We start from the raw sequence: 13,760 nt of genomic DNA, 5'->3' as shown, positions 1-13,760 counted from the left end.
TTTTGGAAGTATGAAAAAGATATAGAGAAATATATTGAGGTTAATGCTATGTCAAAAGAGAAAATAAAAGTATACCTCTACACAAGAGTATCTACATCAATACAGATAGATGGTTATTCTTTAGAGGCACAAAAATCAAGAATGAAGGCTTTTGCCCTTTATAATGACTATGAAATTGTTGGTGAGTATGAAGACGCAGGTAAGTCTGGAAAATCTATTGAGGGAAGGATACAGTTTAATCGAATGATGGAAGATATAAAATCTGGCAAAGATGGAGTATCTTTTGTTCTTGTGTTTAAGCTATCAAGATTTGCAAGAAATGCTGCGGATGTTTTATCAACATTACAAACAATGCAAGATTTTGGAGTCAATTTGATTTGCGTTGAGGATGGGATTGATTCATCCAAAGATGCAGGTAAATTGATGATTTCTGTTTTATCAGCTGTGGCTGAAATTGAAAGAGAAAATATTCGTGTTCAAACAATGGAAGGGCGTATTCAAAAGGCAAGAGAAGGGAAATGGAATGGAGGTTTTGCTCCTTATGGGTATCAGCTTGTCGATGGTAAACTGTTTATCAATGAAGAAGAAGCTGTCGCAATAAGAACTATTTTTGATCAATATGTTAATACAACCATTGGAGCTAATGGACTTTCAAAATACTTAGAAAATCATGGAATAAGAAAAATTCCAAGACAGAATGGAAAAAATCCATTGTTCGATGCAGGTCTTATAAGAAAGATATTAAAGAATCCTGTATATAACGGGAAGATAGCTTTTGGAAGAAGAACTTTAGAAAAAGTTCATGGTACAAGAAATGAATATAAACAAGTAGAACAAGATGAATATTTAATAGCTGAAGGAATTCATGAAGCTATAATTTCTGATGAGTTATGGCAGGCTGCTCAGGTTAAGCTAAAATCTCAAGCAAAGAAATATGAGCATGTGAATAAAGGAAAAGATATACGTACACACTTACTTTCAGGAATTGTAAAATGCCCGGTATGTGGAGTGGGAATGTTTGGCAACAAGTGTATCAAGAAAAGGAAAGATGGTACAAAGTATAAAGATTTTTATTACTATGGCTGTAAACATAGGCAGATGATGAGAGGTCATAAGTGTACTTTCAGTAAGCAAATTAGAGAGGAATTGTTAGATGATGCAGTTGCTGAGGTAATTATAAAGATAGTAAGCAATCCCAAATTTGCTTCTATGATGCAAGAAAAAATCAATATGAAAGTGGATACCTCTGAAATAGAAAAGGAAATAGATAATTATCAAAAAGAACTGCGGAAAAGTCATTCCACAAAGTTTAAGCTAATTGAGGAAATAGATAATTTAGATGCTGATGATAAGCACTACAAACGAAGAAAACAGGACTTAGACGATAGACTTTATCGTATGTACGATAAAATTGAAGAATTAGAATCATTCTTAATTGATGCGAAAGCAAAAAAACAAACTATTGAAGCTGAAAAACTTACAGGAGATAATATATATAAAGTTCTGATCTATTTTGATAAACTCTACAAGGTAATGAATGATGTGGAGCGTAGACAGTTAATTACAGCTTTGATTTCTGAAATTCAAATTTACGAAGAAAAGCAACCGAATGGACAATGGCTAAAATCAATTACTTTTAAACTTCCTATCATCGATGAAGATTTAAATATAGGTTTGGACAATGATGAACAAGTTGAGGCAGTATCACTGCTTGTACGAGATGATTTATCATCGAAGTAAAAGCAGATGTTCTGCCCATGCGATAGCTGTCCAAGAGTAAGGAACGAAGGTGACACAACGGTTGGGAACAGCGAACCGCAGAGTGTCTTGCTCTGCTCGTAAAAGTCTAGTATCCGTTGAAGGAAAGGGATAGTGAAAAGCCTTGATTGCAAGGCTTTTTGTTATGTGGTGGGGAAGTTTTAGAGTGAGTAAATTTTTGGAGTGAGTAGAAGTGATAGCAAGAAATTATCCAATTCTATTTCCATTTACCCTGTGGGTACGTGTTTATTTCCATAGACTAAGAGTTTGAGGGAATAGAAACGTAACCATTTAATCAATTAAACTTAAGTAGGGTTTGAATTAGGGAATTTATTAGAATTTTATTGTTACAACTTAACGATAAATAGTCCTTGAATGTGATTGGTTTCAAGGGCTTTTTATATTGTAATATTGAGAGCTATAAATGTGTTTGTGTTCTATTGATATGGTTGCATAAAAATTACTCGGGAATAAGTACTCATTTATAGAAATTATTCCAATTAATAAGTTTCATTATGAAATTCTAATAGTAGACAAATTATGTCCATCCTATTTTGTAAACTTAAATTATCAATAAATGATATGAGGGAATGCAAAATGAAATATTTTGAGGTTGAGTTAAAAAATCCTGATGAATTTTTAAAACAACAAACAGAAGACTTTGTGAAAGCAAATCGTTGGCTACTTATCAAGGAAGACGAAACATGTTATCTAATTACGCAAGATGATTACAGTCGGAGAGAAATGATTGAAAAATTTAGCAGTGTTTTTGAGAAAAAGGTTTATATGGATAAGTTTGAGGCGTTGACGGAAACGGATTTTTTAAAAAAACTTGAGAAAAGTTATCGTGGTGACCTGATCAAATTTTTACTCAATAGTCGTAATGATACACAGTATTCAATGATGAAGCCTAACACTGAAAAGTTAGAGGAATTGAATAATATTATTGGTTTGACCGATTTTAAAAATGCAGTAAAAGAACTAGTCGCCTATCTATCATTTCAAGATAAAATAGATAGTCACGAGAAACAAAGGCATTTTTATATTTTTACAGGTGAACAAGGTTCAGGTCGAAAATTCGCCATTCAATTCTTGGAATCTTTATTTGGTCTGCGAGCAGTTGTCGCGAACTGTAAAGAGTTTTTCCTTCCTAAAATTACAACGGAAGATTTTCCTGTGGTCTATGATTATTTCTCAGCAAGATCAAGGCCAAAAATCGAATTTTTAGACAGTTTACGCAAACATGAGGGTCACACATTAGCTATTTTTTTGGCCAATAATATTGAAGAGGCGAAGTCAATTGAAAAAGAGCTGTCAGAAACAACCTATAGGATTTCAATTGTTCCTTTCCCAGATTATCAGCAAGATGAGCTAACTTCTATTGGTAGGATGATGCTAGCAAAGAAAATGATTCGAGTCAACGATGATGATTTTAGAAGGGCTCAATCAAAAAAGTCGGATATAAACAACGCAAAAGATATTCGACAATTTGTTCAAGAGATTATCGAGTTCGCTGTCCAAAGTGGGTTTGATCCTTCTGAGGATAAGGAGATACATTTAGAAAATTTTTTGATCTCTCCTGAAAGTCAGATCGGACTGAGTAAGAAGCCAGAGGATATTTTGCAAGAATTGATAGGATTGAAAGCAGTCAAAAATTTATTGTCTCAGCAAATAGCTTTCAATAAAGTCAACTATCTAGGAAAACAGCATGGAGTTATCAACGAAACTAGTAACCATCATCTTGTTTTTTCTGGAAATCCTGGTACAGGAAAGACAGAAGTTGCAAGACTTTATACAAAGATTTTGTATAATAACAAGATCATTCAAGAAGATAAATTGGTGGAAGTAGGCCGTGCGGATCTAATTGGAGAGTATATTGGTAGTACTGCTCCCAAAGTTAAAAACGTATTTGATGAAGCTAAAGGTGGTGTTCTTTTTATTGATGAAGCCTACAGTTTAATTCCTAGGCACGAAAAAGATTTTGGACATGAAGCTATTGCGACAATTATTCAGGAGATGGAAAATCGGAGAGATGAAGTCTTAGTTATTTTTGCGGGCTACGAGGATTTGATGAAGGAGTTTCTCGATACAAACCCAGGTCTATCTTCTAGGGTATCTCAGGAAATCATATTCGAAGACTACTCTTCTGACGAACTCTTTGCTATCTTCGAACTAATGATTTCGAGAAAACAATATCATTTGACGGATGACTGCAAGAACAAACTATACCATCACTTTTCAGAGCTAAAACCCGACAGTCATTTTGGGAATGCTCGCTATGTCCGAAAACTTGTTGACCATATTATTGTTTGCCAGGCGCAGAGGGTTATCAATATGGAGAATAGTCATTTGGCAAGTTTGGAGAGTTTGAGTCTAGTGACACTAGAGGATATTGAGAGGGCTCTGGAAAACTTCGAACTAAAATCTCATAATTTTAATCGAACAATAGGATTTGGTAGATACTAAAAACAATGATTGTTGAAAGGAAAATATAATGAAAAACACTATTAAAGAGCAAGTCACATTCAAAGATACTGAGGTCTTGGAAATATATATTGATTTACTTTATCGGAAATTGAGTTCAGATATTAAGTTGCAGAACCCCTTTGATAGTATCAATCGAGAATTGCAACACTTTTTTGAACTACCTTTAAAAAAGTTTGTCAGCCAATTACTCTATGTGATTTCAGACAGAAATGAGTTGAAAAGTAATATTATTGAATATCTGGAATGCTACTTTATTGAAACGTCTAAAAAAGTCAAACATACAACAAGTGTAAGTCTTGTGTTTGAATTAACTCATAATAACGCTCTTTTTGAAGTATTTGATCTTGTTATTATTGAAGATATTGACGTATTTTACAATTGCTCAGATAAGATTCAGAAAAGAATATCAAACTTTTTGAAAGATTATTTGGAAAATGGAGGAAAATTATTAATCACTGGCTCCAACTTTGATAATTCAAATGATCCACTTAGTCAGATACTTTATCAAGGGAGTTTATTGAATTTAACCTGTTAGAGATGTTATAATTTTTTTAAGAATTGAGGTAAATATGAACGATCAAGAACGCTTACTAACGATTTTTCTACGTTTGCAATCAGGTGCTCATCTTTCTAAGTTACAGTTAGCAGATGAGTTTGGAGTTAGTGAAAAAACAATACAGAGAGATTTTTCTCTATTAGGTCATTACTTGGAATCTCAGCCTATAGTTGCAGCGGAGCTTGCCTATGATGCGAAATACCATACACGTTATCTAAAAGGGAAATCATTATTTAATAAAAAGGATATTTTAGTGATATCAAAGATTTTATTAGAAAACCGTTCTTTGAACAAAGACGAAAATAAGTCTCTAATTGATAGTTTGTTAGCCTTAATCTCTAAAGAGGAACAAAAAGAGGTTTATCAAATTATTGCGAGTGAACTACTAAATTATGCGCCATTGTCTGATACTCAAAATCGAATTGATAAAATCTGGGAATGGTCGGAAATAATACGAAAAGAGCTTGTTCTAGAGATTCGGTATCAATCGCCTTACAATAGTGAAAAGCAGCATACCATTCTTCCTGTATCCCTATACTATGATGTACATTATTTTTATGTTGTGGCATTTAATTTAACTTTCGAATCGTACATGACCTTAAAACTGGATAGAATTTTAGATTGGAAAGTATCTACGGAAAAGAAACCGCAGATTTCTTATGGGAAGAAGTTTCGTGATGGAGAGGTACGGAACAAACGCGTTGATCCATTTATGGGACGAGAGTTGACGATTAGAGTTCAATTTGCCTATGACCCAACCATTGTAACGGATCAGTTTCCAACCGCTAGGATTATTGAACATACACCAGACGGAGCTGTGATTGAATTTATCAGTCAAGACACACCAGGATTGAAACGATGGTTGTTGAGTCAAGCAGATGCTTTGACAGTTTTATCACCTCAATCTTTAGTAAATGATATGCAAGATATTATTAAGAACATGCAAAAAAAATATAAATAAAAATGCGAACATGGACATTAATTGTCCACATGATATAATATACTTGATATATCAAAAAGAAATGAGAACTAATATGAAAACTATATTTGAAAATCAGACATTTGAGAATTTTTCGGTCAATGATGGAAATGCTTGGGCTTTAGCAGCGTTAAAGACAGTTATTAAGGATAAGAATCACTACAATCTGGTTTATATATTCGGTGATGAAAAAGTTGGAAAACTCATCTACTAAATGCTACAAACAATGCCCTACTATCTGAACAAAATAAGGTAACCTTGTTATCAGCAGAAAAATTAACCTATCATTTAGTAGAAAATCTTACAAATTCCGAATTTGACTATATCTTAATTGATGATTTGAATCTAATGCCAAAAGATGACATTCTTGAAGAGCAACTCGCAATGCTGATTGAAGAAAACAAAAAATAGTTGGTTATTACATCAACTGTTGACCCAAAAAGTTTGGAGGTTTGCAGCAAACTACAGGAACGATTACAATAGGGACTAACAACGAGTATGGTTTCAGAAACTTAATGAAATTTTAAATAGATTTTACTAAAATAGAAAGGAGATTAGTAGCATGCAAGAATGGATCGTTGTTGATCAGTTTGGGAATATGATTGCTCAAGGCTTCTACGACAAACAATCAGCTGAATTTTATGCAAAAAATATTCCAAACGCTAGTGTTGAAAAGAAAAGATAGTAAGGCTTCAACTTTACAAGATACACATTTTACTTAGGATTGCTAATATTTTTATGCATTCAGTTTTTTCTTTGGATATCAGGTTTGTATTCTTTCTGATGTCCTGTGATTAATAATGACGGACATATAAAAAGTTTGTATGTGTTATAGTGACGATACTAGAAATCAAAAAGGAGGAAAGTATTTTGATGCTAGTTCAAGAAGAACTAAAAATCATCAGTGTAAATGAACTGATGAAAATAGATTTAAAGATTCCAGATTATCAACGTCCATATCGTTGGTCATCTAGTTCAACCAATACCCTTTTTGCAGATACCTATGGAGCTTATAAGTTAGGAATTGATGAGTATAGGTTAGGTTCGGTCATTTTGCATAGGGCATTGAATTATAACAACCAACATTACGATTATAATCTAGTTGATGGACAGCAACGGACTACAACCTTATCCATTTTACTCTATGTGCTTGGTGAAAAAAGCCAAAAACTTCTGAGTGAAAATTATAAACCTTCATCTCGTGATGCAATTTACAATAATTATAAATTGCTCCAAAAGAGAGTGAATGAACTTACCAAGGAAGAACAAAGAAAGTATAAAGAGTTTCTTGAAAAAAATTGTACTGTTGTAAAGATTGTGACAGACAGTGAGCAGGAGGCCTTTCAATTCTTTGATTCACAAAATTCACGTGGAAAAGCACTCAAGCCTCATGATTTATTGAAATCGTACCACTTGAGAGAAATGTCTCGAGATTCTGAGCAGTTAAAAATCAGGTTGATTTCTGATTGGGAAGATACGGATCAAAATGCTCTTGAGGATTTGTTTAGAAATTATTTGTATCCAGTCATTCGATGGTTTAATAACAGGGATGGGTTACATTATTCATCTGATAAAATTCAGTATTTCAAAGGAATCAAGCAATCTAATACTTATAACTATGCGATTTATCATAAAGCCAGTAATATTTTCATTGAACAAGTTAATTCGAGTGGTTCAAGCGAATTGCTCAGTTCCGGGGAATTAAACCAATTTCAGCTGACGCAACCAATTATTGCCGGAAAACGCTTCTTTGAGTGGACCTTGCATTATTCAGCTTTATTGGAACAAGTCAAAAATAAAATTGATAGTTACCATAAAAAAGAAGAAGAAGTGCCGGATAAGCGAACGGGTGACATTTACATAAAACAACTTTATGAAGCATCGTTGCTATTTTATGCTGATAGGTTTGGTTTTGAAACAATCGATGAATCGGTCATGCATCAGCTATACACTTGGTGTTATTCATTAAGATTACGAATGAAGGCTATTTATCCACAAACTATAAATAAGTATGCAATTGGGCAACATGATCGGATTAATTTGGGTAAAGATGTGTTTTCAATAATGAGTGAAATGAATGACCCGCAAGAATTGAAATCCATATTCTTGGAAAGTATAGAAGAGAGCGACCTTCAAAGTAGTAGCTACAAAGCAATTTACGAATTAATTAAACAATGGAATGGGTGGTAATCATGGACAATCATTTAAAAATGATACCAGTTTCAAAAATATTTTCTGATGTTCATTATGAGGTTCCAATTTATCAACGAAATTACGCATGGGAATCTGATCAAATTGAACAGTTAATCGAAGATATTATGAGCACTGAAGATGATTATTTTTTAGGTAATTTAATCGTCAATCAGAAGGATAATAACGTATATGAAGTCATTGATGGGCAACAACGCTTGACGACTTTATTTTTACTAGAAAGATATTTAGGTATTACGTTTGCTAATGATGCATTACGTTTTGAAGCTAGAGATAAGGCGAATAGAACGCTAGCAACATTACCAAATACAAATCAATTAACTGATGAGTTACAGTCTTCAGAAATTAAAAAGGGCTATAAAATTATTGATGATTATTTTGAGAAGACAGGTCTGAAAGCAGAAAAAGAAAAAATCATCAAACGTTTGGAGAAAGTGAATCTTATCCGTGTTCAAGTACCCACTAAAATTGATTTGAACCATTATTTTGAAATTATGAATACCCGTGGTGAGCAACTCGAATTACATGAGATTGCCAAAGCAAATATTTTGTCAAAAATAACGTCACCAATAGACAAGAAAATCGCTAGTGATATCTGGGAATATTGCTCCAACATGGACTCCTACATTCAAATGAATTATCCTAAAGACAAACGGAAGATGATTTTTAGCAATGATTGGAGTAGCTTGTCCGAGCAAATAGTTGACTTTGATTCATTATCCTGTTGCTATCAAAATGAGATAGTAAACGAAGAAATTTTCACACTAGAGGAAATCCTTTGTGGTAAGGGGATACCGAATAGCCAATCCGTGTCAAATGAGAACACAGAGAATGAACGTTTTGAGTCAATTATTTCTTTCCCGAACTTCTTATTACAAGTCAATGAAGCTATTTTGAGATCAAATGAGGACGACGACTCAAGCTTGGATGACAAGAATTTTTTAATTAATCTTAAGAATAATTGGGCGGATGAATCCTCGTCTAAGCACTTCCTATTCATGATGCTAAAAGCACGCGTTATATTCGACAAATATGTGTTAAAGCGTGAATTTGCGCGTGACTATAAAGAAACAGGAAAGTGGTCATTACAAAGGCTCGAAAAATATCGAGATGCTAGAACAGATAAACCAAAATATATCGGAACGTTTGGTGGAGATGAAGATAATAAAAATAGACAGATTCGAACCTTACAATCTGCCTTACGTATAACATACACATCTCCAAAAACAATGCATTGGATTTCATTAGTCTTATCAAGCTATTTTAATGATGAAAATGCTGATATTATGAAGATTCTTGAAAGTTATGCACAGTCAAAAGTTGATACAAGTGGGTATGAAACGGCTTCTGGATTTGGATTTGAACGGATTGTGTTTACATACTTAGATTATTTGATTTATAGAGATGGCTATTCATTCAATGGTCATGAAGTTATACGGCCATTATCGAGTGACTGGCAATTTCAATTCAGAAGTTCTATTGAACATTTCTATCCGCAAAATCCAACTGAGTTGGCACCTTGGGAAAATGATGATTCGAATTGCTTTGGAAATTTGGCTTTAATTACGGTCTCCGGTAATTCAACGTTTAATAATGCAACGCCTGTTGGCAAAGCTAGTTCAAACCCAGGAATAATTGCGCAGAGTTTGAAGCTGAAAATCATGGCTGAAATGATGAGACAAAATAACAATATTTGGGATCAAAAATTGGCACACGAACATCAGGACGAGATGTTTAAGATTCTTAGGTCTGATTAATACCCGTTGAACGATAAGAGTAATAAAAAGCTCTGTCTTATTGATTTTTCAAATTAATTGAAAACGAAGATTTGTGGGAAGAATCCAATACGACGCAAGTAATGTCCGAAGTAGTAGAACCTCAAACCAACCCGTACTTTAATTTCTTGAATATAATCAGGCAGGAAGATAGTGAACTCGCTTTTTCAAATATGTTTGCTTACTTTTTTAATATAAATAGAATCGCATTTTCTAGGTTTGCAAAAAAAGTCTTATCAGTCGAAATACAAACTGATTTTACCATTGAGAGAGAAAAGAAAAATATTGATCTACTTATTTGTGATAAAAATAATGTTATCGTAATAGAGAATAAAATAAAATCAAGCATTAACGGTATTAATGATAGGCATGATATATCCAGTGATCTAGTCCAGTCTCAACTAAAAAAATACTAGCCTTCTGTTATGTGCTTTAATGTTGAAATATAAAATGATATGTGAACAAATTGTACAAATGTTAGCATATCATTTTTATTTTTATATCACGATTAGTCAATAAATACCAAGTGTCAGATTTCAAATCATCAAACTATTATAATAGGCATTTAATAGAGTGTAATATTTTCTTCTACGAGAGAGAGGTGACACTAACCGAATTACATACTCCATTGTTATAGCCAAAATCCTCTTCGTTGCTTTTACACTATAATTTTAAATTTTTTGTAGTATAAAATCAACAATCTCTTTTCATTCAATTCGTCTGAACACTACCTGTTTGTAGGATATGATAGTGATAGTGAATTCAAATCTTTTAGCAATCCAATGAAAATTGAAACTGTCGAGTATTTCAAAGACAAATGCAAATTCATAAAAGGTAGTTAAGAAAATGGAAGAAAGCGAAGACTAAAGAAGAACCAGCGAATGTAGTAGTATACGAAAATATCAAAAGAGTGGGAGAGGAATTAATAAAGAAATTTGGAATTCCTATATCAACAGCAATTTATTAAGCTTTGACTTCAAGATAGAAAAATCCACTTCAAGCAATTTTTGACAAAATCAAAAAAACAGTGTTCATCGTAAAAATAAAAGTTATTCTTATAGTCTCTAATAGGAGTTATGGTTAGTGTAACAAGAAAAATATAGCATTTAAACTGAAGAGAAAAAATGCTAAAATAAAGTAAGTTGAGGTGTTTCTCCATCATTTAGATGGGAGGAATCGTATACTTGAATTTATCGCCTTAACGATTGCTTCCAAAGAAATTTTCCCTGTTTTGGATCAATTGGATCGTGATAAAGATACGCTCAATGCTAAGTTGAGAAAGAGGACGACCAAGCAACTGCTATTAGAACTGTCTGACTTGGAAACTAGGTTAGTCTATTTACTTACGGCAGGAAATCAAAATGCTCTCGTGTTGGAACAATTGCGGAAACATCCACATATTCAAAAACTCGGTAGCATTGAACTGGAAGAACTGGACGATGCGCTAATTGAAGCCCGTCAGCTAGCAACCATGACGCAGCTGGATTCTCAGATTCTTCAACAATTGTCTGGTGCCTACAATAATATCTTGAACAATAACTTGAATGGCAACCTGACTATATTAACGATGATATCCATATTACTCGCTGTTTTAGCTGTGATAACAGGATTCTTTGGGATGAATGTTCAGTTGCCATGGCAAAACGAGTCACAGGCGTGGATTTGGATTATAATTATGTCACTTATAATGTGGCTGATCATTGCACAAGTATTGAAATTAGTCATGCGGCGCCAAGGGTAAATATCGATTTAAAGGACGATTTGAGGGGAGACCCTCATTTGGGCGTAAAATGGTAATTGATAGGCACCAACTGTCATTCATCTTTTCTGGACAAGGAGTAAACTACTATCATCAAGTTGATAAAGACTTGAAAGAAATATTTAGAAAGAGGTGTCCTTATGGCCTACCAAAGTAAAAAATCTTATAACAATCAAATGTTTGTAACATTTGAAATCTTGACAGATGAGTAGTTGGAGCAAAGACTTGCCAAAGCCTGAAACCTATACGCTTGAGGGTTTGCTCGTCAACTGGCAAGTCTACTTGGTTTATATAGGAACCTTTGTTGTTTTAGTAGGTGTTTGATACCAGCACCACAATTTATTTGACTATGCTGAGAATGTCAATCGCAAGGTACTCTGGTCCAACGCCTTTTGGATGTTAATTCAATCTTTTATTCCTTACGTTTTTGCTTGGATGGCAGACTTTCCAGATAGTCGAACGCCGATGATGGTCTTTTTTGTCTTAAACATCTTTTGGGCCATTGCTCTATTATAGTTTACGAGAAATCAATGATATGCCAGCCTACCCTTGGCCACGGACGCTTTCTTATATCCTGATTTTGTCCATTTTGCTGGTCATTTCTCTCTGGAGTATTCCGGCAGCCATGTTTGGTATGATTCCCTTCAATGTCATCGGTCTCATCAAAGGACGGGATTTGGAAATTTAACACTGGTTTTGCCAGTGTTTTTTGAATTTTGAAAGTAAAACATTGACATTATAGACCGACTAGTCTATAATAAAAGACAGTAGAGGTGAACCTATGAGAAAAGAAGAAAAAACAAGACTTCGGAGAGAGAAAATCATTGCAGCTGCCTTGAGCGAATTTGCTCAAAAAGGCTACACAGGCTTTGTCATCAATGAACTATGTAAGGTTGATGGAATCTCCAAAGGTGTTTTGTATCATAATTTCTCAGGGAAAACAGACCTCTATCTAACTTGTATTCAGGAGAGTTTTGAGAAAGCTTTGGCAGTGTTTTTGGGCGAGGAAGGTCAAGTGCCTTCCTTGGCTGACTATATGGAAAGGCGTCACCGGTTTTATCAGCAATACCCAGAGCATAGTCACATATTCTTTGAGGCAATGATTGCGACTCCAAAAGAGCTGGAAGCAGACATTGCACCACAGAAGGCCGTTTTTCTGGACTTGAATGAACAAATTTGTCAGAAACTCTTGTCAGAATCCAAACTCAAAAATCATATTGATGAAAAGCAAGCCTTGGCCTATCTCCGCTTGATTCAGGATATGTTTCGTTCTTACTATCTAACCACTTCGTCAAACAGCAGTTTGACAGACTTGGTTTCAGGATATGAACATCAGTTGTCACAGGTTTTGGATATGATGATTTATGGGATACTAGAGGACGAATCCTCTAAAAAAGGAGAAAAATAATGTCGAAAAATTGGAAATGGTTGTTATTGCTTGCTGGTGTTTTTGCTATATTTGTTGGATGTCGTATGCTAGTAAACCCAGCTATTAGTCTGGCTTCTATGACGTTCATCTTTGCTATTGTCTTTGCAGTTCAGGGAATTTCTGAGATTGTGCAGTACTTCAAAGCTGAAGAAAAGCATGGTTGGAACTTATTCGGAGGTATTGTCACCCTCATCCTAGCATTTGCCTTGTTCTCAGGAAGCTTTATTGAAATGGTAACTTTTGTACCAGTTATCATTTCTCTCTGGGCCTTGACAAATGGTATCACAAAAACAATCGTTGGTTTCAAGGTTCGTAAAACGGATAAGTCTGTTGGGACACCACTTGTATGGCTGGGAATTTTGGGAATTGTTGCAGGTTTGATTATGATGTGACACCCATTGATGACAGGTCTGTTTATCAGCTACACCATTGCTTTTGTCTTTATTTACCAAGGGGTTGTGGCTATTGTACAATTCTTCAAAATTAAATAATAAAAAGAGGCTATAGAGCCTCTCAGAATGAAGACAAAGTCGTTAGAATTTTATTTCTAACGGCTTTTTCATGTGTAAAGTAATATAATAGAGATAGGAATCCAGTTAATAAACAGAGGGAGNGTCGCTATGTTACACAAAGAAAACCCAGCCTACAAACGCGGTCAATTTGGTTTCTACAGTTTAGATGACCTTGTTCCTCAAGATCATCTCCTTCGTCAAATAGAGGAAGCTATTGACTTCTCCTTTATCTATGACTTAGTCGCAGATAGCTATAGCGATGAAACAGGGCGTCCTAGTCTTGACCCTGTTCTG

The 13,760-nt window shown here is 34.3% G+C and carries 15 protein-coding genes and 2 pseudogenes; all 17 read left to right on the top strand.

Annotated elements, in window-relative coordinates; translation table 11 throughout:
* Positions 1-48: 48 nt before the first annotated feature.
* Positions 49-1,740, top strand: coding sequence for a recombinase family protein (locus A3GS_RS0110160; protein WP_018365288.1), 1,692 nt, complete (start codon positions 49-51; stop codon positions 1,738-1,740).
* Between the two features lie 615 nt (positions 1,741-2,355).
* Positions 2,356-2,451 (top strand): annotated as a pseudogene (locus A3GS_RS13145) (DNA recombinase); the annotation flags it as partial.
* A gap of 51 nt (positions 2,452-2,502) precedes the next feature.
* Positions 2,503-4,224: an AAA family ATPase gene (locus A3GS_RS13250; RefSeq protein WP_338062741.1), complete on the top strand. Its 1,722-nt coding sequence runs from the start codon at positions 2,503-2,505 to the stop codon at positions 4,222-4,224.
* A 28-nt stretch (positions 4,225-4,252) separates the two neighbouring features.
* A complete protein-coding gene (locus A3GS_RS0110150; RefSeq protein ID WP_018365286.1) occupies positions 4,253-4,780 on the top strand; it encodes a hypothetical protein in 528 nt (175 codons plus the stop codon).
* Positions 4,781-4,814: 34 nt separating this feature from the next.
* Positions 4,815-5,762, top strand: a complete 948-nt coding sequence (locus A3GS_RS0110145; protein ID WP_018365285.1) for a helix-turn-helix transcriptional regulator — start codon at positions 4,815-4,817, stop codon at positions 5,760-5,762.
* Between the two features lie 73 nt (positions 5,763-5,835).
* Positions 5,836-5,994 (top strand): hypothetical protein, encoded by a 159-nt coding sequence (locus A3GS_RS0110140; RefSeq protein WP_018365284.1) that lies wholly within the window; start codon positions 5,836-5,838, stop codon positions 5,992-5,994.
* Between the two features lie 44 nt (positions 5,995-6,038).
* Entirely contained in the window at positions 6,039-6,191 is a 153-nt protein-coding gene (locus A3GS_RS12820; protein WP_018365283.1) for a hypothetical protein, read from the top strand.
* 151 nt (positions 6,192-6,342) lie between these two features.
* Positions 6,343-6,465, top strand: coding sequence for a hypothetical protein (locus tag A3GS_RS13205; protein ID WP_018365282.1), 123 nt, complete (start codon positions 6,343-6,345; stop codon positions 6,463-6,465).
* Positions 6,466-6,653: 188 nt separating this feature from the next.
* Positions 6,654-7,970, top strand: coding sequence for a DUF262 domain-containing protein (locus tag A3GS_RS0110125; protein WP_018365281.1), 1,317 nt, complete (start codon positions 6,654-6,656; stop codon positions 7,968-7,970).
* A 2-nt stretch (positions 7,971-7,972) separates the two neighbouring features.
* A complete protein-coding gene (locus A3GS_RS0110120; RefSeq protein WP_018365280.1) occupies positions 7,973-9,748 on the top strand; it encodes a DUF262 domain-containing protein in 1,776 nt (591 codons plus the stop codon).
* A gap of 101 nt (positions 9,749-9,849) precedes the next feature.
* Positions 9,850-10,182: a PD-(D/E)XK nuclease family protein gene (locus tag A3GS_RS0110115; RefSeq protein ID WP_018365279.1), complete on the top strand. Its 333-nt coding sequence runs from the start codon at positions 9,850-9,852 to the stop codon at positions 10,180-10,182.
* 731 nt (positions 10,183-10,913) lie between these two features.
* Positions 10,914-11,507: a magnesium transporter CorA family protein gene (locus A3GS_RS11895; protein ID WP_018365278.1), complete on the top strand. Its 594-nt coding sequence runs from the start codon at positions 10,914-10,916 to the stop codon at positions 11,505-11,507.
* A gap of 387 nt (positions 11,508-11,894) precedes the next feature.
* Positions 11,895-12,041, top strand: a pseudogene (locus tag A3GS_RS13355) (TMEM175 family protein); the annotation flags it as partial.
* Positions 12,042-12,060: 19 nt separating this feature from the next.
* Positions 12,061-12,213, top strand: a complete 153-nt coding sequence (locus A3GS_RS12810) for a hypothetical protein (protein WP_018365275.1) — start codon at positions 12,061-12,063, stop codon at positions 12,211-12,213.
* 93 nt (positions 12,214-12,306) lie between these two features.
* Positions 12,307-12,933, top strand: a complete 627-nt coding sequence (locus tag A3GS_RS0110090; RefSeq protein ID WP_018365274.1) for a TetR/AcrR family transcriptional regulator — start codon at positions 12,307-12,309, stop codon at positions 12,931-12,933.
* On the top strand, positions 12,933-13,346 hold the full coding sequence (locus A3GS_RS11885; RefSeq protein WP_018365273.1) for an HdeD family acid-resistance protein: 414 nt from the start codon (positions 12,933-12,935) through the stop codon (positions 13,344-13,346). Before A3GS_RS0110090 ends, A3GS_RS11885 begins: the two co-directional genes overlap by 1 nt.
* 228 nt (positions 13,347-13,574) lie before the next feature.
* The coding region (locus A3GS_RS0110080; RefSeq protein ID WP_018364880.1) for a transposase at positions 13,575-13,760 on the top strand (186 nt) is incomplete at its 3' end.

The organism is Streptococcus caballi DSM 19004, assembly GCF_000379985.1.
GTDB classification, from domain to species: Bacteria; Bacillota; Bacilli; order Lactobacillales; family Streptococcaceae; genus Streptococcus; species Streptococcus caballi.
This window is presented reverse-complemented; position numbering and strand designations above follow the sequence as displayed.

Bases quoted from the DNA above. Each gene is read 5' to 3' on its own strand.
- A3GS_RS0110140 (WP_018365284.1), top strand. From the start codon at position 5,836: ATGAAAACTATATTTGAAAATCAGACATTTGAGAATTTTTCGGTCAAT.
- A3GS_RS0110150 (WP_018365286.1), top strand. From the start codon at position 4,253: ATGAAAAACACTATTAAAGAGCAAGTCACATTCAAAGATACTGAGGTC.
- A3GS_RS0110125 (WP_018365281.1), top strand. From the start codon at position 6,654: ATGCTAGTTCAAGAAGAACTAAAAATCATCAGTGTAAATGAACTGATG.
- A3GS_RS13250 (WP_338062741.1), top strand. From the start codon at position 2,503: ATGATTGAAAAATTTAGCAGTGTTTTTGAGAAAAAGGTTTATATGGAT.
- A3GS_RS0110145 (WP_018365285.1), top strand. From the start codon at position 4,815: ATGAACGATCAAGAACGCTTACTAACGATTTTTCTACGTTTGCAATCA.
- A3GS_RS13205 (WP_018365282.1), top strand. From the start codon at position 6,343: ATGCAAGAATGGATCGTTGTTGATCAGTTTGGGAATATGATTGCTCAA.
- A3GS_RS0110120 (WP_018365280.1), top strand. From the start codon at position 7,973: ATGGACAATCATTTAAAAATGATACCAGTTTCAAAAATATTTTCTGAT.
- A3GS_RS0110115 (WP_018365279.1), top strand. From the start codon at position 9,850: ATGTCCGAAGTAGTAGAACCTCAAACCAACCCGTACTTTAATTTCTTG.
- A3GS_RS11885 (WP_018365273.1), top strand. From the start codon at position 12,933: ATGTCGAAAAATTGGAAATGGTTGTTATTGCTTGCTGGTGTTTTTGCT.
- A3GS_RS0110090 (WP_018365274.1), top strand. From the start codon at position 12,307: ATGAGAAAAGAAGAAAAAACAAGACTTCGGAGAGAGAAAATCATTGCA.
- A3GS_RS12810 (WP_018365275.1), top strand. From the start codon at position 12,061: ATGCCAGCCTACCCTTGGCCACGGACGCTTTCTTATATCCTGATTTTG.
- A3GS_RS0110160 (WP_018365288.1), top strand. From the start codon at position 49: ATGTCAAAAGAGAAAATAAAAGTATACCTCTACACAAGAGTATCTACA.